Annotated in this window: 14 protein-coding genes; all 14 read right to left on the reverse strand. The window is 57.6% G+C overall.

Annotated features, from left to right (window positions below; genetic code table 11):
* Positions 1–363 precede the first annotated feature (363 nt).
* Positions 364–1,032 (reverse strand): signal peptidase I, encoded by a 669-nt coding sequence (locus ACWI6D_RS03365; protein ID WP_449133658.1) that lies wholly within the window; start codon positions 1,030–1,032, stop codon positions 364–366.
* Positions 1,032–3,002, reverse strand: coding sequence for a DUF2357 domain-containing protein (locus ACWI6D_RS03370; RefSeq protein ID WP_449133659.1), 1,971 nt, complete (start codon positions 3,000–3,002; stop codon positions 1,032–1,034). Before ACWI6D_RS03370 ends, ACWI6D_RS03365 begins: the two co-directional genes overlap by 1 nt.
* A 57-nt stretch (positions 3,003–3,059) precedes the next feature.
* Positions 3,060–4,751, reverse strand: coding sequence for a hypothetical protein (locus ACWI6D_RS03375; RefSeq protein ID WP_449133660.1), 1,692 nt, complete (start codon positions 4,749–4,751; stop codon positions 3,060–3,062).
* Between the two features lie 73 nt (positions 4,752–4,824).
* A complete protein-coding gene (locus ACWI6D_RS03380; protein WP_449133661.1) occupies positions 4,825–5,598 on the reverse strand; it encodes a signal peptidase I in 774 nt (257 codons plus the stop codon).
* Between the two features lie 45 nt (positions 5,599–5,643).
* The gene (locus ACWI6D_RS03385; protein ID WP_449133662.1) at positions 5,644–6,411 is read right to left on the reverse strand and encodes a hypothetical protein; all 768 of its coding nucleotides are present in this window, start codon (positions 6,409–6,411) and stop codon (positions 5,644–5,646) included.
* Positions 6,412–7,293, reverse strand: a complete 882-nt coding sequence (locus ACWI6D_RS03390; RefSeq protein WP_449133663.1) for a hypothetical protein — start codon at positions 7,291–7,293, stop codon at positions 6,412–6,414.
* A 21-nt stretch (positions 7,294–7,314) separates the two neighbouring features.
* Entirely contained in the window at positions 7,315–8,166 is an 852-nt protein-coding gene (locus tag ACWI6D_RS03395; RefSeq protein WP_449133664.1) for a hypothetical protein, read from the reverse strand.
* Between the two features lie 9 nt (positions 8,167–8,175).
* Positions 8,176–9,042 (reverse strand): hypothetical protein, encoded by an 867-nt coding sequence (locus ACWI6D_RS03400; protein WP_449133665.1) that lies wholly within the window; start codon positions 9,040–9,042, stop codon positions 8,176–8,178.
* Positions 9,043–9,202: 160 nt separating this feature from the next.
* Positions 9,203–20,122: a hypothetical protein gene (locus tag ACWI6D_RS03405; protein WP_449133666.1), complete on the reverse strand. Its 10,920-nt coding sequence runs from the start codon at positions 20,120–20,122 to the stop codon at positions 9,203–9,205.
* 10 nt (positions 20,123–20,132) lie between these two features.
* Complete coding sequence (locus ACWI6D_RS03410) at positions 20,133–21,119, reverse strand: hypothetical protein (protein WP_449133667.1); 987 nt, start codon at positions 21,117–21,119, stop codon at positions 20,133–20,135.
* Positions 21,120–21,131: 12 nt separating this feature from the next.
* Entirely contained in the window at positions 21,132–21,827 is a 696-nt protein-coding gene (locus ACWI6D_RS03415; RefSeq protein WP_449133668.1) for a hypothetical protein, read from the reverse strand.
* Positions 21,824–22,774, reverse strand: coding sequence for a hypothetical protein (locus ACWI6D_RS03420; RefSeq protein ID WP_449133669.1), 951 nt, complete (start codon positions 22,772–22,774; stop codon positions 21,824–21,826). The genes ACWI6D_RS03415 and ACWI6D_RS03420 overlap by 4 nt, the downstream gene beginning before the upstream one ends.
* Before the next feature lie 345 nt (positions 22,775–23,119).
* Positions 23,120–23,989 (reverse strand): hypothetical protein, encoded by an 870-nt coding sequence (locus ACWI6D_RS03425; RefSeq protein ID WP_449133670.1) that lies wholly within the window; start codon positions 23,987–23,989, stop codon positions 23,120–23,122.
* A gap of 210 nt (positions 23,990–24,199) precedes the next feature.
* Complete coding sequence (locus tag ACWI6D_RS03430; protein WP_449133671.1) at positions 24,200–25,189, reverse strand: hypothetical protein; 990 nt, start codon at positions 25,187–25,189, stop codon at positions 24,200–24,202.
* Between the last annotated feature and the right edge of the window lies 1 nt (position 25,190).

Genomic DNA, 25,190 nt, shown 5'->3' on the forward strand with positions numbered 1-25,190 from the left:
AGTAACGCGGGAACATGACGCGGCGCAGGTCCTTCACGATGTTCACGATGGCAAGCTTGTTCGGGAAATGCTTGTTCGGGTCGGTGAAGAAGATCTCCTCGCGCTCGCTGTAGTTTTTCGCGATGCCCGCAACGATGTCGTTCAATTGATCCTTGTCCAGCATGATGCCTCGCTCTCTCGTCTGTGAGCGCCGATATGTCTTGCTCATCATATCACGGTTATCTCTAGACATAGTAGGCATTTCGGTTACGGATCGATGCGGTGCGTCGAGGTCCGCGCCGTTCGCACTCCGGCCGACCTGCCGCCGGGACGCACGGGCTTGGGCGGCGCGGACGTAACGGTTCAAACGGCGAAGGACCTGAGCTATTCGCCCGTAGGGGAATCCTCAGGCTTCTCGGCAGCCGGCGCGGCAGCGGCCTTCGCGGCTTCCGCTTTCTCGGCGGCGCGTTTGCGGCGAATCTCTTCCACGGCGGCGCGAAGGGCTGCCTCGTCCTCGGCGCGCGCCACCTCCTTGGTGGACTTCACCAGCTTGGCGAACTCGAAGCCGAGCAGCAGCACCAAAGGCACCACGATCAGCAAAAGGAACACCAACGGATTCGCGAACAACGAGACCACAATCCCAAGCGCCGCGGACACGAACACCACCTTGCCCACCACGTTCACCGCGGCAACCGGCTCGGAATCCTCCACGGCGTTGGCGTCGCCTTTAGTGCGGAACATGAGCTGGCCGTTCTCCTCGTACACGCTGGTGATGCGATGCGTGTTGAGCGCGCCTTCCAGGTTCGGCTCCGTCGAGCGGAACGTAATGATGTCGCCCACCTGCAGGCTTTCGGGATCGACATCGTCGGTGATCAGGAACGAATGCACGGGGATGGCCGGCTCCATAGAACCGGTGAGCGTGCGCATGAAGCTGTAGCCGCCGAGCGTGGGCACCTCGCCCGCCGGCGTGAACACCGTGCGCAGCAGTACCAACAACGCAAAGGCGATAATCACCGCCGCCAGCACATTGACAGCACGAAGAACGTATTTCATTACTTGCAGCCATCCCCAAACGATGCGTCCATCTCATCAGAAGAAGCGCGACCGGCGGCCTGAGCGCCACCGGAAGCGGATCCGTCGGCGTCGGGAGCATCGCCGGGCACGGCGGGGGCGTCGTCGCCTCGCAGGCGGGCACGCAGGTAGTTCGAAAGCTTGTTGCCCTCGGCTCGCTTTTCCGCACGGGCCCTTGCGCGTTCTGATTGCTCCAAGCGGGCGTTCAGCTGGGCTAAGCGCTGCTCGAAGTCCTGCTTCGCCCGCGACAGCTCCTGGGCATGGCGCTGCTCGACCTGCGAAGCGGCATCTTCGTGGGCTTTTACGGCATCGGCAAGGCGCGTCTCGGCCTCCTGCGCCTCGGCCTTGGCGGCTGCAAACTCGGAAGCCGCCTGCTCCCTATCGGCTGCGGCTTGGGCGGCAGCCTTGGCAAGCGCGGCCTTACCCTGCGCCTTCGCGGCCTCCACCGCCTCATCGGCCTCCGCTTGCGCCGCGGCAACCGCGGAACCGGCCTCGGCCCTCGCAGCCTCAACCTCCACAGCAGCCTCCGCCTTCGCGGCGGCCACCTTGGCGGCTGCATCATCGAAGGCGTCGCGAACCTCCGCCGCAGTCTCCTCGCGCATGCGCTCGAGCTGCGCCTGCGCGTCCGAGCGCGCCTGGGCGGCGTCCTGCTCGGCGGCGCGCTTGCCCGCCTCGGCGTCTTCCAGCGAATCGCGCAGCTCGTCCGACTCCGACTCGGCAAGCTGTGCGCGCTGCATCAACGCGGTTTCCCGCTGCTTGAGCTGGTCCACCTCGCCGGCAAGGTCATCTCGCTCATCACGAAGCGCATGAGCCTCGACCGTAAGCGACTTCAGCTGGCCCAGCAACTCTTCGTTCTTGCCCCGCTGCTCTTCCAGCGCCGCCTCGGCATCAAGTTGCGCCTGGGTGACTTCCTCGACGAAGACCTTGCGCACTTCCACATCGGGGATGTCGCAGCTGTCAACCAGCTCTTCCTTGATCTCCTTGACGAACTTCGGCACCACCGGCTCGCGCTGCTCGCTGGCAAGCTCGGTGAGGTTGCGGTCGTCGGAGACAAGGCTTTTGAACACCGCATAGTTGTTGATGAGGTTGGTGTACATCTGCGTCAGGTACTCGTCGTCGAACGCCAGCGCGGAGTCCTTCACCTGGATGCTGTAGCCCACCTTGTCGTAGCGCTCCATGAACTGCCACAGCTGATAGCACTTGCGGTAATTCGGGTCCTTCATGATCAGGTTCGTGCGCTGAATGGGGCTGCGCACCACCGAACACCCCTTCATGAGCTGGCAAAACGAGCTGCCACGCAGCGCCATGACCAAGCGACGCACGCGGTCGATGCGCATGAAGGTATCCATGTTGTCAGCGTCGTTCTCGGCGAAGTTCTGACGATCCTTCACCGTCATCTCGACGTTGTACTCGATTTCCTCGTACGCGTCGCCGATTCTGCTGTGCATGGTGAAGCGGTTGCGCACCTCGTTGCCCGTGGACCAGAAGATCACGTCCGTACGCTTATCCACGAACGTGAGCAGGCGCTGGATCAGGTGATACACGAAACGGTTCTCATACAGGTCGTAGGTTTCGGCCATGCTCACGTTCAAGATCTTGGTTGGGTGCACGCCGCCGTCGTCGGAAGGAGCCAAGAACTGCGTGTTCTGGCTAAGATGCCGCACGCTGTCGGCCGAGATCTTCTTTGCCAGCGAAACCGGCACCACCTCTTGCTCGGTGGTGATGAAGCGCCGCGGCTTCTCGATCACGTTGTTGATGGCATCGAGCGAATCCTCGATCACCGAGATCCACTCCTCGTCGACCACCTTGACAAGCTCTTCGCGCTGTTGGTCGATGGTGGTTTCGGAGGCCTGCGCCAGCTCGAAGAGATAGCGGAAATACCGATCGTCTTCCTGGATGGGCCCCATCTGCTCGGCGAAGCTGCCGTACAGGTCTTGAATGGTGTCTGACATCTACATCTCCCGCAAGCAAACATGCTCGAACGCCCTTCCAGGCGCCCGAGCCGGTTCCTAGTACATGTTCTGGATTCGCAGCAAGTACGAAACGCTGTCGGGCAGGCCGCCCTCGCCGAAGGTCTTCTCGATGTACTCGATAAGGCCGGTCATCTCGTCGCGCACGAAGCTGACGTTCATGGACTCGAACTTCTTCAACACCTTGCGCGCGATGATGTAGTCCATGCCGCCCAGCTCGGTGCCGCCGCACGCCACGTACACGGGGATGAAATCGTACATCTGCTTGATGATACGGTTGCCGAACGCCAGGCGGAAACGCGTCTGCAGGTACTGGTCGAGCTTGTGCATCTTCTCCAGCACGTCCTCGGAGATGACGTGCTCCACCTTGGCCTTCTGGAACAGGTATTGCAGATGCTGGCTGGTGACATGCACGCGCTCGTGGCGCGGGCACTCGAACGCGTCGGCGCGCTCGTTGAGCTCGATGGGGATGGCGCGGTCGTACACCTTGTCGGTGATGGTGAACGTGGAGTCGTCGTTGTTGGCGGTGCCCACGAACCACAGGCTGTCCGGGACGGTGATCTTGCCGTCGTGAAGCGCCCTCGGGTCGCCGTCCCACGCGGTGGGTACCAGCTCGAGCACCCACTCGTCGTGGCTGGGCATTTCCAGAACCGACAAAATCTCGGCGAAGTAGTACTCCACGCGCGCCAGGTTCATCTCATCGAGCACGATGAAGCTGGGGTCCTCACGCAAGCCCGCTTCGTACAGGGCGCGCAAAAACTCGGTTTCGTTGAAGCGCTTGGAGAACTCGTTGAAGTAGCCGAGCACCTCGGTGCGGTCGCGGAACGATGGCTGCACCGAAACGATGGTGGCGGGGTTGTCAACGTAGCGGCTAAACGAATATGGCAGCGACGTTTTGCCGGTACCGGAGATGCCCTCCAAGATGAGCAGCTTGCTGGCGGCCATGCCGGCAACGTAGCGGCGCACGATCTCAGGCGAGTAGTACAGGCCCAACTCGCTGCAGGCGAACTCGCGGTAGCCCTCCACGAAATGCTCCAGGGTGATGGCGTCGTCGTACACAGGCGGCTGCCAATCGCGGTACTTCAGGTCGACGAGCGACAGCTTGGGGAAGCGGTTGGCCAGGGAGATCTCCTTCTCCTCGGCAAGCGTCCTGGCCTCCACCGTGGCCTTGGCCATTGCCGCAGCGGCGTCGGAAACCGAATCGCCGTCAAGCGAAAGCGAGGCGGAACCCGCGACGATGCCGGGAACGGCTTCGCCTTCCCCGCCCGCAGACGCTCCCTTGCCAAGAACGTTCCCAACGGTGGGAATGACGTCGTCGGTAAGGGCGGAAGCGCCCATGTAGGGAATGCGCTGCGTGCCGCCCATGGCGTTCACCTTGATGGCAAGGAGCTTGTTCTTCTCCTCCATAAGGTCAAGGACCTGCTTGTTCAGGCGCCCGATCTCGCGATACAGCGTTTTGTTGTCGGATTTGTCATGCAAAAGCTCCCGGTGCACCTTCCATCTGCGCACCAGGATGATGACGATGAGCACGGGGATGGCCGCAAGCAGCGCGAACAGGATGACCGCGCCGATCTTGCCCACCGGATTGAACGCATTGAAGTACGACAGGAAGATGTTGAAGTAGTCGACCCATCCGAAGACGAGCAGATTCAGCAAGGCGGCGAACACCGCAACGATGTTGTACACCACTTTCGACAGCAGTTCCCAGGCAAAGCTCAGAAACTCACTCACGGGTCAAACTCCTTCTTATCACGCGAACGTGCACACCGGCAACGACGTCCGGTGCGCACAAACAACTGTGTATTTACTTCGATTCGGAACCGGAATCGGCGCCGGAATCGCCGCCGTCGGCCGATTTGGCGGATGCCAGCTTGGCCTCCGCTTCGGCCTTCAAGCGCTTGGCTTCCTCAAGCGCCGCCTCCGCCTCGGCGCGCGCAGCCTCGGCCTTGGCGCGATCGGCTGCGGCAGCCTGGGAATCCTCGCTATCGACGATGGCCTCCGCCTGCTTCAGCCGATCTTCCTCGGTCACGGCGCGCTTGAGGTTCATGCCCACGATCACCAGATGGTAGACCTGGTAGATGAAGAACAGCAGCATAGGCAGCACGATCACCGCAAGGAAGCCCCAGGTGCCGGACAGGAAGCCGATGACCTTGCCCATATACGGGATCTTGCCCACGTACTTGCCCACGATGTCGCCATCTGCGATGACGTGCTGGTCGGCAAGCTCGTTGTTGTCGCCCTTGGTGGTGTAGCTGTTAAGGCCGTTCACCTCGTTGATGGAGATGATGCGGTGGGTGTTGAGCGCGTACTGGTTGTCGATGATGGCATGGAACGTGACGATATCGCCCACCTCCAACGTGGAGGGATCGCACTGCTTGATGATGATCAGGTCGTCCTGATCGAACGTGGGCGCCATGGACTCGGACTGAACCGTCAACGGGGTGAACCCGGCAAGGCTTGACACGCTGCCGTCGTCTTTGGTGGCGAGCGTGGTGAATGCGAACAGCGCTGCAACCAGGATGATGATCCACATGACAACGCTGATCACGATGGATGCAGCTTTTTTAACCGTACTCATTTCGACCTTTCCTATACTTCGGCGTGTAGCGCTTACCGGCTACCGCTAACCTTGTTCATCTAGTTGCTCGATGCCCTCGAAACGCATGGTGACCGCGTAATCGGCACCCTTAATCATATTAGTGCAATTTGGGTCCGTTCCCTCCAACCAAATCCGGATGATGGTGGGTTTGTCCGTTTCCGCGACCAGGCTAAACATGTCCGCCACCTCGCTCGATGCCCCCGCGGGGATGCCGAAGGTTGTCACCCCTCCCGAGTTCGAGGCGCTCGACCCCAGGTTCGGGTCGTAGATCCACGTGCGCCCATCGCACGTGAAGCTCATGCGCATGGCCTGCGGCAAGCCGTCCACGCTCGAAGAGAACGCCGTTCCCGCTTCCCCGTTGCGGCCCGCCTCGCCGGTAAGGCGCACGGTGACGTCCTTGTGGCTGATGAAATGCAAGGTGAACTCCAGATACGCACCCGTTTGCGCCTGGGCCTGCGATCCATCCTCGTAGGTGAAGCTCTGCCCGTCGGAGGTGGTTACCGGCTGCAGCTTCGAGGAGTCGATGTCCACGCCCTGCTCCGAGGAGATGCGCGCAGCGATCTGGTTGAAGCCCAGCGTGCTGACGTACTGGTCGAAGCTGTCGTGCGCGTCCAGGTCGAAACGCAGGGAGTTGCCGGCGTTGGCGGTGAGCGCAAGCTGGCGCGCTTTCGCCTGGTCGGCAATGGAGAACCACGCGAACGACGCCATGGCGATGGCCACCAGCGCGAACAACACCAGCACCACCGTGGTGGTCAAGCGGCGGCGCAGGCCCTGCTGCCCTTCTTGGTCCATTTACACCTCCTGTCCATCAAGCACGGCGAACAGATTCACGTGCAGGATGCCCGTGTCGTTGTACAAGTAGTCGGCGCTGTCCTGGTCGGTGCCCTCGATGTAGTAGTACACGTCAAGCCGATAGGTTTGCCCTAGGTCCATGGCCAGCAGCGCGTTTTGCGGGCGCGTGGCGGACTCGTCGGCTCCCATAAGATATGCGGTGTAGTCCTGGGCGTTATCGTTCGCGCAGGCCAGCGCGCCGTTTTGCCAGCCAAGCAGCATGCCGTCGGAATACCCCGGAAGCGAGGGCGCGGTTGCGGGATGCTCCGAGCGATGCGAGCCGGCCGAATCGTCCAACGTGAAATAACGGCTCTGCAGCACCTGCCCGTCGCGGGAAAGCTTCAGGCCCACGCGCGTGGCCTTCAAAAGCTCGGGGTCGGCGCCTTCCGGCGCCAAGGTGTCGCCCAGGTACAGCATCACCGTTCCCGTGGCCTTCGAGGCGCCCGATCCGGCGATGCTGGCACGCATGTCCACCCAACCGTGGTAGAAATGCCGACCGTCCTCGGCTTGCTTGAAACCCACGGCGCGCCCCTGCTCGTCGGTGCGCGTGCATTCCGCGAAACCTTCCAAATCGAACGTGGAAACCGGGTACAGCGTAAGCGGGCTGGGGCCGTTGGACGAGAACGCAACGTCGCCATCGCTGCTCCAGCTGCCGGCGGACGCGTCGCCCAGCTCCACCACCAGCCTGCTGTCGTCGCTGCGAACCGAGACCGAATCGGTGTTCACCGCCGCGTTGTTAGTGAACCACGCATAGGTTGCCGCGGCCAGCACGGCAACCAGCACCAGCAGCGCGAACACGGCGCCGACCTGGGTGAACCGGTATTTGGTTGCTCTGGTATCCATGCTCATGGCGCCTCCCCTCCCTTAAGCCTTGGCACCCGCGAACGCGAACTGCAGGGAAATGCTCTTGGACTGCGCCTCGCCGATGCAGTTGGCATCGCAGCCTTCCATGTACACGAAGTAGCGCACGCTGGCCACCTCGTCGGCACCCAGCGTGAACAGGGGCGCGGCACCGGAGCGTGCCGTGGGCGTATTGCCCGAACCGTCCATGCTGTACGCGGAAATGGACTGCGCCGGATCAGGGACGTAACTCCACGAGCCCTGCCCGCTGACGACCACATCGCTTTGCGCGGTGGTGCGCTGCTGCGCCGCCCCGGACGTGGCGCCCAGGTCGTCGCACTGGAAAATGTAGCTTTGCGTAGCCGTGGGGCTTTGGATGATGAAGCCCACGCGCGCCGCCGCCAAAAGCTGGGAATCGGCCGAAACGCTCATTTGGCTGGGATACAGGTACACCGCAAGCGGCAAGCTGGACCCCTTCAGGTAGAACGTGCCCGTAAGGGCATATTCGCCCAGCTCGGACGTGCAGTTCGCATAGTCGGTGGTGATTCCGGCGGCATTCTGGAACGTGGCGCGCCAGAAATCGGAAAGATCGGCCGTGGAAACCGGATACAAGGTTTTGTCCGCGGAACCCAGTTGGCATTGCTCGGCGAAAGGACCCTGCTCGCTGGCGGAGATAAGCAGGTCGTAGCCGTTTTCGCTGACCGTATGCGCCGTGGGCGTCACGTTGGTGAAACGCGAGCCGGAGAACCACGCGAAGGTGGCAACGCTGAGCACCAGCGCAAGCACCGCCAGCCAAGCGGCGGCCGCAACCATGCGCTTGCGCGCGAAAAACGCATTGCGCAAGCTGGCCTGCCCGTTGCTTCCCTGAGAACCCATGCGCACCCCCTACTCCCGACTTCCCGCGAAATGCAGCGCAAGCGATGCCAAACTGGTGCCGCACAGGTTGTTGGTGCAGTCCTCGTCGCAGCCTTCCAGCCACACATAGACGTCCACCTGCACCGGCGTGCTGTGGTTCGCGCCATCGACGGCGCTGGGAAGCGTTGCCAGTTTGGTACCGGGCTTGGTGACCACACCCTCTTCCTCGTCATATTCGCAATAGTCGGTGGAGTTGAGCGGCGTGAACGCAACCGTGGAGCCATCGGTCTTGGTGCTGTCCAGAACGTCGCCCGCTTTGCCCTGCTTGGTGTTGTAACGCGCCTGAGGGTTGTGCGCCTGCGTGAGCTCGAACACGTATTGCCCGGCCACAGGCTGGTTTTCGCCAGGTTGATGCACCACCAGGCCCACGCGCAAGGCGGTGGAAACGGGGTTTTGCGGATCGATGTCGTCGAAGCGGATGTCCGACAAGTACACGTCGGTGGAAAGCGAGCTGGTGGCCAAGTAGAGCGAGGTTTTGTAGTAGTCGGAATGCTGGGCGGGCCCGAAGAAGGTGGCAAGCAGCGAATCCTGCGTGTCCCCGCCCGTAAAGCCCACCACTTTCTGGAAGCCGTTCAATATGTTGTCCGTTGAAACGGGGTTCAAAAGCCCCTGAAAGGAAAGGCCGGCGCTGGACTTGTAGTCGCCGTCGTAGGAATCGGAGATAAGGAAGGTCACGCCCGTTCCGGCGGCCATCTTCACGTCGGTGATGTGGCGATTTGCGTTGTAAATGTACCAAGCGTAAGTGACCATCACAGCAGCGAGCGCGGCAACGATAAGCGTTGCCAACATGCGCTTGAAGCGCTTGCGCAACTGCTTGGAATCATGCGCTTCCTCCACGTGGGTCACCTCCGTTCGCCCTGCAAAAACCACCGAGAGCCAAAGCCCAAGCAACTTGCCATTGTATGTCAAATGTCAGGGGTCTCACATCTTCGACCGACCGAACCGCAGAAAGGCCAAAGATGCCAGCGCCCCGAAAAGCGAATGAGGAGCACTGCGCCTAGCTGTGGTTGATGCCCTCCATGTGCACCTTGGTTAAGGTGTAGGTCACATAATCCGAGTTGGCGTACCCGGCAATCGACCCGGAAGCGTTCACAGGCGTGTCGTTCACACCTTCGCCGGACAGATGCGCCGTCATAACCAAGCGGTAGTTGGCATAGAAATGCTGCGTCGACTCAACGTTGGTGTTCACCTTCACCACAAAGCCGAGCCTGAGGATGGGGCTGTTGCCGTCTCGGGTGGCAAGAATGCCGTTGGAAGCGGCATCCGCGAACACGATGCTATCGGCACCGACGCTCACCTTGTCCATGCCCAGCTGCGTGCATTGTTGCACGGAAAGGTAATCCTCAATGCCTGAAACATCTTCGTAGCTACCACCTTCCCCGCGCTTCTGCAGGGTGAGCGTGAAGGTTGCGTTCGTCGCCTTGCCCAGCTTCTCGTCGGCGCCGCTTAGCTTGGACAGGTCGTAAGTTGCCGCCAGCGCAATCGTGCCGTCAGCCGTACCCAAATCGTCAACGTTGATGCCCAACTGCGTTTTCTTGGTTGCCGTAAGGGCAATGGTGGAAGCTCCGCCGCCCTTGCGGTAGTAGCGCATCTTTCCTTCGTTATCCTTAGCCATGGTGCTTGTGCTCAACGTATCCGCATGCGGGGAAAGGAACGAGCGATACGTAGGCTTCGTATAAGCCGAGCCATCTTCCGATGCGGCGATCGCGTTTTGGCAAGCAGGGCCCGACATCTGCAAGTCCGCCTTCATCTGGATGGAGAACGAGGGTTTTCCTTCCGTTGCATTCGTTGCGCCCCTTGCAATCTCGCGGATGCCGCTCAGGTCGATAGGCGTTCCTTCGCTATCGGAAAGGACAAGCTGCATGTCGCCGCCATCGGCGCTCCATGACTTGCCGCTTACCGCGGCCTTGCCTGCATCGGCATCGCCTGTGCCAACCTCCGTCCAAGTCCACTTCACGGTGCCCGCGGAATCGATCGATTTGCTGGGCTTGTAATAGGTGTTCCCCACCTTCACGTAGAAGGAAAACGTGCCGGAAGTACCGCTAGGATAGCCGCTCGCGCCCGTAAGGTCAGAACCGCTATAGCTTGCAAGCGAGGAGTTCAGCTGGTAGTACAGCGTGTCCGAGCTGTTGTATTCGTTATTGCCGCAGTCTACGGTATCGGTCACGTCCATCGTGAAGCGATTGACCGTATCGACGCTCATCACTTGAGTGCCATCCGAACCGTCATCGCCCTGGCGATTATCAACAAGCGTTTGGCCGTATCCCGAGGCAACGCTGTACGTTGAGGCGGTGTTATCGTGGCTATCCGTCTCGCCCTCGTTCGAACGCTTCACGTAGTTGATGCGCGTGTTCACGCCGCTCGAAAGCGAGGTTCCGGTATAGCCGTTCACAGTTGCCGTCGAGCGAACCACCAGGAAAAAGCTCTCGGACGGATGGGGCTCGGAGCCGCCTTCAAGGGCAAGGTCGTACCGATCGCCCGCGTCCCCGGATGCCCAAGGACGGAAGTAATCGTAGCCAGTGGCGGTCTTGATGCGTGCGCCAGCGTTGGGGTCGTCGGCGTTGGTTTTAACCCAAGCACCCGAGGCGGTGGGGTCGGAAGCCTTGACCCCCATCAGCTCGCTGAGCCACTGCTCTTCGTAGTGTTTGGCATCGGGACCGTCGGAATCCGCAAAATCGGTCAGAGCAACCGAAACAGCTCCATCGTGACCCACGGTGTAATGATATTCCTTGTTGTTGTTCGCGGTGTCCACCAACGTAAGCTGCGTGCCTGCAGGCAAGGTTCCCTTTTCGCCGTCGCCGCCGAACAATAGAGTCTTGTTCGGTGACTTCATGGAGCCACCGCCTTGCAGATACGTGTTCCAACCGTATTCCGTTTCAGCAGAACCAGCCTTGTTGTAAGTCCAGGTCAGATACCCCGTCATGGCATCCCCGACGCCGATGAGCACATGAGCGTTCTTGCTCGAGTAGTCGTCGGCCTTGAAGTTGGCGCCATAGGTGTACGTTGCCGCAAAGTTAACCTCGAACAAGCGCTTGACCACAATGGGGACCTGAACCTTATAGGTATGGCCGGCACCATCGTTGAAGGTCACGGAGAGCAGCGTGAACTGGCCTTTATCGTTGTCCCAGTTGGAGGATGCGCGGAACTGCATGCTGTTCGTGCCGTTGCCCACAACCGAAAGCGACGCAGGGTCGCTGCTTTTGATGAAGACCTTGGTGCCGCCTATCTCCTTGAGCTCGAACTTCTCGGCTTTGGCCGTCACGTACTGCTTGTCGGAGCCGTTGTTCAAGCGAACCGCATCGGAAAAGCCGCCGTTGGTTACCAGGTTAAGGTAATTGGTTACGGTTGTGGTGTCCTGACCAGGGATCTCAAGAACCTCGAAGTCCTTTGCGACCTGCTTCGAGGCATCCGAGTTCTCCGAGTTGTACGATTGCGCAGAGGTAGCGTTGTAACCATTGGTGTTTTGGTATGCGCCCGAGTCATCACGACCGCCGATGTTAGTGTAGGTGTAGCGGCCGGCAACGTTTGCGCCCGCATCGCCCTTAATGGTCGAAGCCAAGTCAACGTTCGCACCGTCGCCGAAGAGGTAGCGGTCGGTGTTGTCAGTGTCGGACACACGTACGGCAATGCTGCTCATCGGGCTTGTGGTCACGTAGGGCGAAGCGGCTTCGGTGGCACCGTTTGCGTCGTCGCTATAGAGCGTTTTGCCGTCAAATTCAGAATGCGTATCGTTGTAATCGCCGAAAGCGATATAGCTCTTCTTGTTTACGTTCTCAACTTTGTTGCCCCAGTCAACATTCATCAAGACAGGTAGATCCTTATTGGTCTTTCCATCTGCCGGCTTCACATCCAAGCCAGCAGCATAGAGTTCATACATTGCGTTTGTAGCGGTATCTCCAAATAGAACGCCCTGCTTGGATGCATTGAAGTTATTTCCGTCGATTAGGACATTTGCCAACCTAAAAATGCCTTTACCATCACCCGATATTCCTGCGGAATGGGGTTTCGCAAAGGTGTTACTTGCAATCACGGAATTAGTCACCACTATATTAGAAGGCTTGCTAACTCTGTCGTCTAGATTGCCGAAAATGCCGCCCGAATAATCGCCCCCAAACTTGACACCGCGAACCTCAACCTGATTGCATGCTAGCTGCTTGGATGAGATAAATAGCGAACCCGCAACGCCACCTGTACAGTTTTTCGCCTTCAGGTCAACGTTCTGAACAACGCAGTTATCAAACTTATAGCTGTCGCCACCCGTTATTCGTCCAACAAGCCCACCGACAAACGATGATCCGCCAGCATCAAAAGACGCTGTCTGGGTCGAGGAATCCGAACCCGACACGCTAAGACCGTGCGCATATACGCTACTTTCCACTTTGCCGATAAGGCCGCCAACGCCCTCGGAGCTAGTAGCGGTTATATTCACGTTCTTAATCGTCGCAGTTCCATTTGCGTTCGTAGCTTTAGTCTCAGGATCGACATTCACGCAGAACAGATCGCCAATAACACCAAGCACACCACCGGTTCGAGCACTTGCGCCCGTTGACGTTATTGTTGAATCCTTGGCAATTTCCATGTCACCCGTTGTCCAAATGCCACCTTGGGAACCATTGTTCAGCTTGCCGACGAAGCCGCCGACGTTTTTAACACCCGAGATTTCCATGTTGCTATAGGAGCAGTTATAGAGCTTGGCTGGAGAGTAACGTATATCAGTTTTCGTGATATCGTTGCGGTTCACCATCCAGGTTATATCGTTCTTGTCGGTCTTTCGACTTCCATAGCCGGATGACCCCAGTAGGCCACCAACGCTGTTGGGACCGCCCACCTTGCAGTTTGTCATTGTTATTGTGCTGTACTTGCCATAATTGGCAAGGGAGCTGTTGTTGGCCGTGGTGCCCGCAAGAAGACCAGCGCCAATTTCCGTATCGCCCGAACCATCCGTAGCACCTGCAGCATTGGTGTACGTCAGCGAAATATTGCAGTATTCGAAGTTAAGATTTCGAACGGTGTAATCATTGTTATTCGCGACACTGCCCCCCACGTTTGTCGAAGTATACGTCACCGTGCTGAACAAAGCGCCCACACCGGTGAGCTTGTAATCGTCGTCGGTGTATTCCTTGATGTCATAAGCAGTACCGTTCTCGTCTCCCACTTTAATAGTCGCACCATTGCCGTTGATGGTCGCCACGAGCGGCACGATGCGGTCGCGATCGGCGCCCTTAGTGGATGCGCACGCATTCGAGTAGTAGCGACCCGAAAGCCCCGTGTAACCCGTGCCGTAAGGCGTCATGTCGTAGTCAATATCATCGTTCGTGTTCACGTCGTTCGTGTTCACGAATTGCAAATCCATGCCCGACGCTTGCGCGGCGCAAATGTTGCCCGTCTGCCACGTGGCGTACTTCGCCACCAGGTAGGGGGAGTTCACCTGGCTGCCATCGGTCTGCTCGAGTGCGCCAGTGTTCTGACTGCCCGGGCTTAGCCTGTCGTCCTTGGTCGCTTTTGTAAAATCGTTTCCCGCCTGAGTTGGCTTGCCGACAGCAGAGTAACTCGCATTACGCACCTTGCCGTAATTCTGATTACCGAACTGATAGCTAGGATTTTTCATCGACGTATTGCCGCCCAAATAGGCACGCGAACCAGCGTAGGTCCCGTATGCATCATCCGCAGTCTTCGAATTCGCCGAACCGCCAGCCGCACCACTGCTGATGATGGCAGAAAGCACGAGTAGGCCCTGCGAGTCTTTGACGGTGGTGGTTATAGCCATATCATTGCTGTCAACCCCCCGATAGCGGCCTTGCGTGTCGCCCGTTTCCACGCACTGCGTATCATCGGTATTCAGGTTGTTGATCTTGTAGTTGCGGTCGGTGTTGTCAAGGCTCTTATTGCCGCCGAGTTCGCTGAACGCATAGCCGTCGATCACACGGCCAACGTAGGGGTTGTCATAACGCGAGGTACCGGCAACATGCCAAGTTTCGAGGGCGCCACTTACATTCGAAGTATTGCGGAAGACTACGCCACCGCCCGTAACGGCGCCCACATATCCACCGATAGGAACCAGATGCGCATTGGTCGTATCACCTGCCGCCGCAGCAATCAAGGGATAGGTATTGGCGGAAGCGATCGTCGCAGCAGAACCGCTTTGGGATGACACGCTCACCCCATCGATGATGTTGTCGCCGCCCAAGATGCAACCGATCACGCCGCCAAAGAACGAGCCAGGGACGCCATTGCTATCTTTCCCCGTGTACGAAATCCCCGAAACGTTCGATTGATAGACCACCTTCAGGTTCTTGACCACGCTTCCGTAGCTATAGGGAATCAAGCCCTTCGAAACACTGGTGCTGTTGTTGATGGCGATCGTCGCTTGCTGGCCCTCATTGGCCAAATCGCCAACGATAACGCCTCTGAACGGATTGCCAAGATTGCCCAGGCCCTGGAACGACGCCGCATCGAGCTTAAGCGTGTCGATTTTCACTCCCTTGTCGTCAACCGGTTCGATGCTGTAGTAAGCACTTTGCAGATAGGCATGCATCGTGGCGTCGGCAAGTGTGGTATTAGGGTCAGTGGCTCCTTCCCCGGTCTTCTTCTCCCACTTTTTATCCGAACCATTTGCCTGCTTGTAAACGTACGTAATCTCGCTGTCGGCGGTACTTCCACCATTTCGACGCTGACAAAGCTCCGTCTCCGTCGGCTTGGCGTCAATCGTAACTTCCCAGCCATCAACCGCTTTGTTCAAATTGACGTAATTGGCTACCGCAACGAGCTCGGAAGCCTTGGTTATGGCATAGGGATCACCGTAGGTGCCGCAGCCTGTTGTGAGTTTAGGCACGCGCTGGTTAACCTGGATTTCGTGGTATTTAACGTTGTTATTGTCCACCCTGCCCGTTTTCACATACGGGAGATAGCCGCCAAATTGCGGGGTATCCGCATTTGCCGTTATTGTGCCATCAGATACAAGACCGGCTTCGGTCTCATAGGTATCCTCGTCGTAGTACCAGAGCTGCTTGCCGGGGTACTCGCCCTTCGAGTCAATCTCGCTACCAAACGTGACCTTGCTGTTATCCTGGTCAGCTTTAACAAACGTATACACCGCAGAGCCCGTCTTGCCTTCGCCATACCCGAAGCTCTCGAGTAGGCTTGCACGGGTGAATATCGAGTTGTCCTTTGCGCTGGGAAGGCTGATTGCGCTAAATGTCGCCGTTACCTGATCGGCCGTACTGCCCACACCAAGCTTGCCGAACAGCGACGTCGCCGCCTTGGTACCGTTTGCGTACCCCGTAGTCGAAATATTATTCGCGCTCAAATTCACATACGTCTGCATCTCGTTGATGAGCAAAGGTGCGTAGGTTTTACCGGCCGCGCCATCGACGGTCAAGCCATCGAGCGTAAGCCCATCCATGGAGATTTGTTTAACCGCTCCCGAGGACCCGTAAATATAACGACACACAAGTGCGCCGGACGAGCTTCCCGCATCGTTCACAACGGAGCCCACGGTACCGCCAAGCGTGACGTTGCTTACCGTAAGGTCGCCCGCATGGGTTCGAATGAGCCCACAATGCATGTTCTCGTGCTGCGTCGCTTCGCTATTCTTCTTGTTGCCATCTTGCTTAGCTTTGATTTCGGAATAATGGAACTTGATGTCGGCATTTTTCACCGTTACCTTGGAGCCACTAGCGGGATTACTGGGGTAGAAGCTATATCCATCCATGTCGATAGACGCGCGTGCGCCATCGTTCGTGCCAATATTGTTTCCTAGGAAAATCTGCTGGTCTCCCGGAATGATATAACTCCGAATACCACTGGGCGCATACAAATATGCGCACCAAAGCAGCAAGTACTCCGGCGAGTCCATAAAACTCGTCTTGCTACTATTCTTGGGATCGTTGCCAACTTTCTTATATGCTCTATCCAGGTTGTAGTAATACCTCGTCCAAGCATTCGTGTTGTGGATCTTGCCGAAATCAGAACGGTTGTGATAGCTGTTGTCGCTTCCCGAGCTATCACTCATGTGCAACTTCTCATCTTGGGTATGCAGCGAAACAACCGTGTTCCATTCGCCGTCCATAAGTTTGCTGCCAGCTTTATTACCATAAGCAGGCCTTGTGCTGTTGCCGACCCATTCATCAAACGAAGTCGCGCTGTTCTTGCTATTTATTGCCGTGTTATTGATTGCCACGCCATTGCCTGTAGCGTCGTCATGGACCTTGTACGCAGTATCCCAACTTGCCCTGTTCTCCAGATACAAGCCACTATAAGTTTCCGCTCCATATGTTGCGGAATTCTCCACCCTGCTACCTCGGCCGATGAGCAAGCCAAGCACATTTGCCTTATCGGCGTTAATGGTTGTGCCCGAAAGATTGATGGCGTAGTCGTTGATAATCCAGTGACCGCTGGCTGCGTATACAAGGCCGCCGAGTTCACCTGAATTGTTTGCGATTATGGAAGCGTTGTTCGTCTTGAGAGCATACGTACTGTCGCTGGTGTTTTTGCTGCTATCCCCAATGGTTACAACGGCATTGCCCCAGCTATAGCCCAGAAGACCACCGGCACCGTTCTTCGCGTCGCCGTTCTTGCCAACGGTCATGTTGAACGAGTTGAACGAAAGACCCGTGATGTTAACCTTGGTTGTATTTTTCGCGGCACCCTGCGCGATGCAGCCGATAAAGCCGCCGACCTGGGCAATCTTACCGCTCGCACTGTTGCTCGCGGTAATCGTGTTGTCGTTCGCGGTCGCGCCACCGACCTCGAGACTCACTACGTTGACAATAGCGGCAACATCCGCCACATAGCCGATAGCACCGCCAATGCGCGTGTTGCCGTTGAGGGTAGCGCCCGTGTTGATGGTCGATTGCGCCTTTATGCTACCACTCATGTTGCTGCTATCGAAAGTAACGGTTCCGCCGCCAGACACGCTACCCGCAACGCCGCCGATGTTGACATCGTTGCCGAACGTATCGTCGCAGGTGATTGCCGAGCCGCACGTAACGCCGTTGAGCGTTGCATTGCCCGTGATGGTTGCCGCAAGCGAGCCCGCGTCGACGCCTAAGCCGTTGTCGAACTTAATGAAACCATCGACAGTAAGGTTATTCACCGTCGCGCCACCGCCAATAGCAGCGAAGAGGCCCAAACGGGTATGACGATAAAGCTTGCCATTGCCGGGGTCATTGGAATCGACTACATCGTTGCCGCGCATGCCGTACGGCTCACCGATAGCAAGGGTAATCTTGTGATTGTTGCCATTAAAGGTACCCTTGAATGTCTGAAGATTGTTAGCGCTGTCGAATCCAAGGCCCACCACACCCGTGCCCGACAGATTAACGTCGGCATTAAGGTTGATAGTTACATCGGAGCCCAGGAGCTGAGCCTTCTGATCCGGATTTAAGCCATATATCCCATTCCAAAGGTTGGCGAACTGAACCGAAAGCGCAAGACACACGAAGTCCTGCGTGCTTTTGATATTGAGCGTTCGATTGTTGTCGGACCATTTTTTACTCGTATCATAGCCAACCTGCCAACTCCAGTCCGTCGAAGACCCCTCAAGCTTGTGCTCATCCATATTGATTTTGATGAGGTCTTTTTTCAGCGTGTCCCCATCAAGCCTGATTACTTGCCCATAGCCCCAGCCGGCACCCTTAGCACCGCCCAAGTCGTCGACTTTCTTTGCCGCGCAACGCTTATAGACCCAGCAGTCGTCAGTGCTGGTATTCGTGTCGCTTCCTGTTCCACGCGCAAACACCAGCGTCGGCGCATCAGCGCGCACGAGCGCAATCTGCGCAACGGTATCGTTTTCGGCGATGTTCATGCCCGAAAAGTCAGTCACGCCGCCCAAACGGATCGCGGACCGCCAGCATTCCGCGGCGATGCCCGCGCCCTTCGTGATTGTCCCTGTATTTGGATTTGTAACGGTCAAGCCATTGATGTCGGCTATGCTCCTAATGCCCCCAACCTGGGTATCAATACAGCCCGCAACGCCGCCGAAGCCCTTATTCGGCTGGGCGAACTGGGTGCAGTTAACTGTAGCGTTCTTGACCTCAAGCGTCGCGCCCACATCGCGGCCCAGCCAACCGACAAGACCACCAGCAAAAGTCAAAGTAGCTTCGAGCGCAAACTCCGTTGTAACGTTCTCGATATGAAGCGGCTTCGAGTTGGTATATCCCCTCACCGAACCGACAAGGCCGCCGAATACCGCTGCGGCTCCCCCATTGCCGTAAGTGCTCTTGAATGTGCCGCCATTGAACGAAACAGCCGTTTCCGGGTCAACGAAGTTCAACTTGCCAATAGCAGAGCCGACGCCCTTCGACTCATCGGCTTTACCCGCAAGCGTGACACCATTACCCGTATCGATTTGATCATTGCCGGTAAACGCAACCGAAGTGCCGAAACTCACTTCGCCGATGAAACCGCCAACGTTACCGCTATTCTTGTCTCCGACAGTCTTGGGGCAGGTGACCTTAGCACCTTCGGCCTGAGCCAGCGTGAGCTTAGTTGCCTGACCAATGAAGCCACCGGCTGCAGCGGCGCCTTTTACCGTGAGATTGGAAAGATCGATTGCGCTTGCCACTTCAACGGTCGCACCAGCGCTCGAACCAACCTTGCCCACAACGCCCACAACACCGCCAGCGCAGCCATTGCTGGACTCGACCGTAGCAGTTGGGACATTGCTCAAAGTTGGGACATCGCTCAAGGAGCCGACGCACAAGGAGGCACCATCGCTGACGGCGCCAACCAGCAAGCCGGCGTTTCCGTTGGTCGCTTTCACGGTGCCGCCCGAAACCACCTGATTCGAGAAGTCAACGGACTTGACGGTGAACACGCCATTTGCAACCGTATTCGCCAGCAAGCCCACGTTTCCCGTAGCATCAGGGGTAGCCTCAAGGCCTTTTCGCGTTCCCGTGAAGAAATACGTTGCATTCAGCGAAAGCGAACCCGTAACGGTACCGAACAGCGCGCTGGTGATACCGGCAGTTGATTTCTGCACGCTCCCGCTGACGGGATCGGCAATCCGGATTGTGACATCAAGGTCCTGGCCACCACCCTCAACAGCAGCGGCGATAACCGGTTCGCTGCCCTCCCCTTTCCAAATCAGGTTCGGGATGTGAATGCCAGAGTTCAGCTTAACATTGTTGAACAACGACGTCGCCAAAGCAATCGAGGTGCCACCGGTAGTGAACGAGCCCTTGAAGGGATGGGTTTCGCTGCCAAAACCTAGAAACGTATAACCACCATCGGGACCACTCAAATCAAGCGCATCGCCCGTTTGCCCGCCTCTGGTCAAAGCCGCATTTTGGTACAGCTGAGGAGCCGCATTCGAGATGATGCGCAAACCCACAGCGTCATTGAACGTGATGGCGGTAACGGTTTCGCCTGTTGCGGTCACATTGCCATGATCCCCCACCTCCATGGCCTTCTTCAATTCGGCAACCGTGGTAATGGTTGCGCCCGCGGCAACCGTTGCAGGAGCGTCCTGCGCATCTGCCGCATCATCGCCGGCGTTGACGGACTCGTCCGCAGCTGGCTCCTGGCCCTTGGAGGCATCGCCCGCGGCAGCGTCGCTCGAAGCAGCATCATCCGAGGTCGTTTCGCTTCCACCTGCAGAGGCATCGCCGGAAGCCGAGGCGTCATCGCCGCTAGCAGCGCCCGCATCCGCAGAGGATCCGCCGCCGTTGCCGTCTGCGCTCTCCGAACTGCCAGGCTGCTGCGCCATTGCGCCAGACACGACGTTCAGCTCCTCCGCCAACGCACCGGTAGTCGGCGCGAACAGCTGAAACGCCATGGCGAAGGTAAGGTACACGGCGAGTATGCGCTTTACCGATCTCATCAATGAATAACCTCGTTCTATGCAAAGCCCCGAAGGGCGAATCTGCTTGTCACCGGCGCCGAGCGTTGCCGCTAGTTGCCGACCGTTCGTTCCCAACTGCTCACAACTAACTGCTTGCCTTTACCGAAACGCCAAGATTCCCCCAATCGGAAGGTCTGGCGCTTCCGCCGGTCCAGTAGAAGCTCACGATCTCGGAACCCGGCGACATCGGAAACGTTGCCGTACGTTTCGCGTCGTCGATTTTGCAGCCAGCGTGATTCGCGGCGAAATGAGGATCGAGCTCAACGTTTTCGCCCCACGTCAGGGCTACCGTCTGCTGCTTGCCCGTAACGCTGACGCGATAGTTGTAGGCGGCGTATTCGCCAACGTTGCCCTTATCGGCCCATTCGCCAGTGACGGAAGCGGGCTTGACCTCGGAACGTTCCGCCGGCGTGACGGTAGCCGCCAAACATGTCAAGTTGGTTCCAGGGCTTTTATCCTTCACGACATTTGCAGAGATCGCGAACTTGATGCTGTTCAGCAGCCTCCTATCGAAGGAAACCGTATAGGTAACGATTTTGGCCTGCGTACCGGGAAGCACAACGGTTTCGCCCTTCCCCTCGGGCACGGAGCTGAGCCTCCACCCCGAATCGATAGCCCCTCCATCTCCATTGATGCCGCTAGCTTTCACGTCCAGCTTGTACTCGACTTCCTTGTCATTGAACACATTCCGATCGTCAAGCATGCAGTTATACACGCGGAAGGTGAAAGAGCATGTTTCGCCGCTCGTGTCGACCACAACGCTTTTGGCTGCAGGGGAATCAGGGGCTGTTGAATATGGAGCCAGCACATCGGAAGCGAACAGGCTTTGCGAAGTACCCGTAACGGCAACGGCCTTCAAGTGGTCGTTCGCGCTGAAGGCGCTGTAGGTCAAACGGACGCCGAACACCAGCGCCGCAATGACCAGCACGAAAGCAACCGCCCACAACGCCCTGCGCGCTTGAGGCGTTCTTGCCATGCCATCGACCATACCGTTCAGCGAAGCGGTGAGCGAACCGCGCCCTTCGCCTTCGCGTTCTTGCTTGATGCAGTTGTCATCGCGGTTCCCGAGCACGGTCCCTCCTCTCTACGACTTCGCGATCAGGTACGCTACGTCGGTTTCCTTGTAGTTGCCCTCCTGGGGCCACGAGCACTCGATGATGAAGTTGGTCGCGGAAGCGGCTTCGCTTCCGTTCTTATCAAGATCGGCTACCTCGAATCGTTTCCAACGATAGCTGGGAAGGGCATTTGCTTGGATGCTCCCGTAGTCGCCAAAGGTTTGGGATTTGGCTATATCAGCGTCGATTGGCGTGAAGTCCGTAACCTCAGCACCCTTACTCCACGAATAGCCATTACCCGTAACATCACCGGAAGCGGAAGGGTCGTTCACCGTGACACGATAAATCTTCACGCTCAGGTCTTTGATGTTCGTGGTGTTCGCAACCTGCAGCTCAAAGGCGTTACCGCCGCTATCCACGCTGAAAGCACGGCTACGGTAAACCGTAACCGTGCCATCCTCGGCAACTTTGACTTTGTCGTAGTCCGCGTCGTTGGTCAGATCGAGCTGGGTTGCCGCCGACTCGCCTGGCACGGTGATTTTCAGCTCGGCGGGAGAATCAACCTTGGCAACCGTCGAAAGGCTGTTGTTGGTCAGAAACCACGATAGCGTGAGCGCCGCAACAACCAGAACGACGGCGATAACGGACAACGCCGCAAGAATCGGCCCGCGATGCCCGTATATCCAATCTTTTGCCGACGTCATCCGCGCTTCGTTGCCGCTCATGGGGTCGTCACCTCGCTTGCGGTAAGACGCACCTGGTAATACTCCACCGCGTTGCCGATCTCATCGTCCGCCTTGTTGTAAGCCGTAGCGCACGTTGAGAGGCCTGCGGAAGACATGGTGCTGCTTAGGACGGGAACCGCTTGACCGGACGCTATGGAGTAGAAAGAAGTCTTATTGGCGTTGATGCAGTCTTGCATGGCTTTGTAGCTATCGTTATCGGCTGCGAAAAGATTCTTGTAATAGTTTGCATTGCCGGTATACACGAAGTTCTGGACGTATTCAGGCCACACCCAGTACAGCGTTTTAGTAACGGGCTTGAGGGCGCCAGAATCGCGGAAGTCGCTTGCGGCGATAATCAGCTGGCTTCCGAGTATGGGAGACTCGTAATAACCATTGGCGTCGCGCGATTCGAAGAACAGGAGATGGCCTGATGCCAGGACCTTAACCGTATCGGAAACGGCGGCGCCCTGCTTTCCCGTGAGCTCACGGGAAATATCGATTTGCACGTCACCAAGATCATTCGCATACGGCGTTACCGTGTAGGTGAGCTGGCCATACGAGCCAGGGCCAAGAACGTCGCCAGCGCCCAAGTTCACCAAATTGCTAGTAGCGCTTACGTTCATGGAATCGACCACATCAAGCCCGGCCTTGCCCGCTTCCTGATCATAAATGCCCTGCTGAGTGCCGTCGGAGGAGATGGCGAAGCGCGCACCGGCCGTGTCCACCCCAACGCCGGCGGCCTTCACCTGAGAGTTGTTCAGGAACCATGCCAAGCAGGCCAAGATGATGACAAGGGCGGCTACCACGAACAAGCCGCTTACCATGAAACGCTTCCAGAAATCCTTCAGGGTTTGCGCATGCTCGTCGGCCACGGCGCGATAACCCTCAGCAGCGTTTTGGCTTGCGTGAAGCTCTTCGTGGTTGGTATGTTGGCCAGTTGCCTTCATGCTGCTCTGACGCCCCGAAGGACCGCGTTCCCTCCTTGCCTGCTTACACCGTGTCAGGGCCCTCTCAGCCTTAAAGCGAAGCGGCTACGCCGCCCAGATGCCGAGAAACATTGCCCAGTTCCGACAGCTATTCAATCTAGGATTTTAGCATGTAAGACAAGGCGTATCCCAAAGTGCAACAAACCAAAACAACCCTAAACTTGATAATCCCCCAAGTCGCAAAACGAGACGCCAAAGCCACCTCAGCGCACCGACGTGGTGATCCCCCCGACAACATAAAAATACCCCCGAGCACAAAGCCCGAGGGTATTAAGCAGTTAGCGAATGTTGAACCGTGATTGTTGGCTAATCGACCTGAACGCCCACAAAGCCGAGGTTGCCGGTGATTGCAGAAGTAATGCCCGTTGCAGCATTCTCAGAGACGCAATCCTTGTCGCAACCCTCATACCACACGCGAACGGTAACGGTTACCTTGCCGCCATTTACGGTGCTATCAATCGTAGCAAGGGAACTATTGCCGGCAACAGCCTGGCCATTAGCATTAATACTGCCAGCATAGTCTGCAAAGCTCGCGTAAGCAGCGCTTTCAACCTTGGTTTCGTCACCAACGCCCGTTACCCAATAGTCACCAGTCGCTGCTGCCTTATCCGTATAATAGCCGTTGTTAGTTGCCGTACCCGTAACCTTAAAGAGCGTCCAAGCCCCATCGCCGAATTTAATCGCGAAACGGCCCGCAGTGCCCATCTGGGTATTAGCCGCCAAAGTAGTGGCTGCATTAGAAGAGTCAAAGTAAACGTTCATCTTACCGTTGCTGACACCAAGCTTAAAGGTGTAATCGGCGTAAACATTATTGTATTCCTTGGTTTGTTTGTCCTGGTCACGCTTAATCGCAAGTTGATACTCGTCAGCAAGGGCATGATCTTTGCCAGACGTCCAATGCTTAGTTTCATAAAAATTTTCAGCATCGTTAGTGGATACGGGATAAAGCTTGCTTGGATTCTTGTTGTCCTTTGTGCTCATCGCATCAGTCGTCTTGCCCGCGCTCGTGATATACAAATTCGGCACGGAGGAAGACGTGCTTACGTCAACGCCCGTTGCCGTAACGGCATTGTTGTTCACGAACCATGCGAACGTGGCAGCGCCCAGCGCAATGGCGGCCACCAGCACCATGGCAATAGCAGCGCCGAGCTGCTTTTTCAGTGCCTTCGTTTCCATAACGGATCCTTTCCCGATCCCTTTCCTTCTCTTATGAAATCGACGCCCAGCGGGCAGCGGGATTCCATAGACAAACCTACTGGCTGCACTATACCACTAGTGTTCCCGCTCTGACGCTGTCTTATCGCAGGTAAACTAACTGATTCAACTGTATCTCCGCAAATAATGTACGTCCCCTTCCAGCGAATGAAGTCGATTGCGGCGTTACGTTTATGCGGGCGGGTTCTCCTGGTTGCGACGGGTATCCCAGGTGACGGTGTTGTTCTGATAGTAGTCGGGGGCATCGGTGCCGGCTGCGCCGATGGGGTCGGTACCCGTGAGCGTGTCGCCGATATCCTGCACGAACTTCGTGAACAGGTTCGTATCCTCAGCGCTATCGGCGGCAAAGTCCATGGCGAACTCGACCGCGCCGCCTACGATGTCGTCGACGCACTCGGGGTCGTCGCCGTCAAGCCAGATGACCACCGTGTACTTGTCCACGTAGCCCACCTTGAAGGTGTCGTCGGAAAGACGGCACACCAGATCGTCCGATTCGAAGCTCTCGCACCCAGGCTCATTGCTGCCATCGGAGGCGGGCGCGGCATAGGTGACCGCTTCGCCATTGCGATACACGCGCACGCGGGCGGCCTTTTCAACGCCCTTCGACGCGGAGGCGACTTTCAGCTGGCCGCTGTATCCCAAATCTTCCTTGCCGGCATTGCGGATATAAAAGGTATAGGCAACGTAGCTTCTGCCGTTGTGGCTTCCGTCGATTTGGTCCAGGTTATCGGGCAGGTCCTCCTCGGCGATGTTGGTACCGTAGGCAACCGCTTCGGCGGTAAGGCGCGCGGTGGCGCCCTCGAACTGGCTGTTGTCGGCAATGGCAACGCCGCGCCTGAACAGCTCCAAACGGTTCAGGTTGATGGTGAAGTTGCCCATGTTCTCCTGCATGAACGAGATGCCGAACAGCACCGCCATGAACAGGGCCAAGCAGATGAGCACCTTCTGCAACGTGCCCAAACGAAGCAGCGCCTCGCCGATGCGGGCCATGCGGCGCTTGGGCATGTACATGGAAACGATGGCATCGACATCGATGTCCTTGTCCTCGGCCAGGGCCTGTTCCAGCTCTTTTACGCGGACCACGCGGTTGCTTTTGGCACGCGCCTTTTCGCGCCGAGGCTGCTCACCCGCTTCTTCTTTCTTCTTGCCAAACAATGCCATG

The organism is Senegalimassilia sp., from assembly GCF_977052095.1.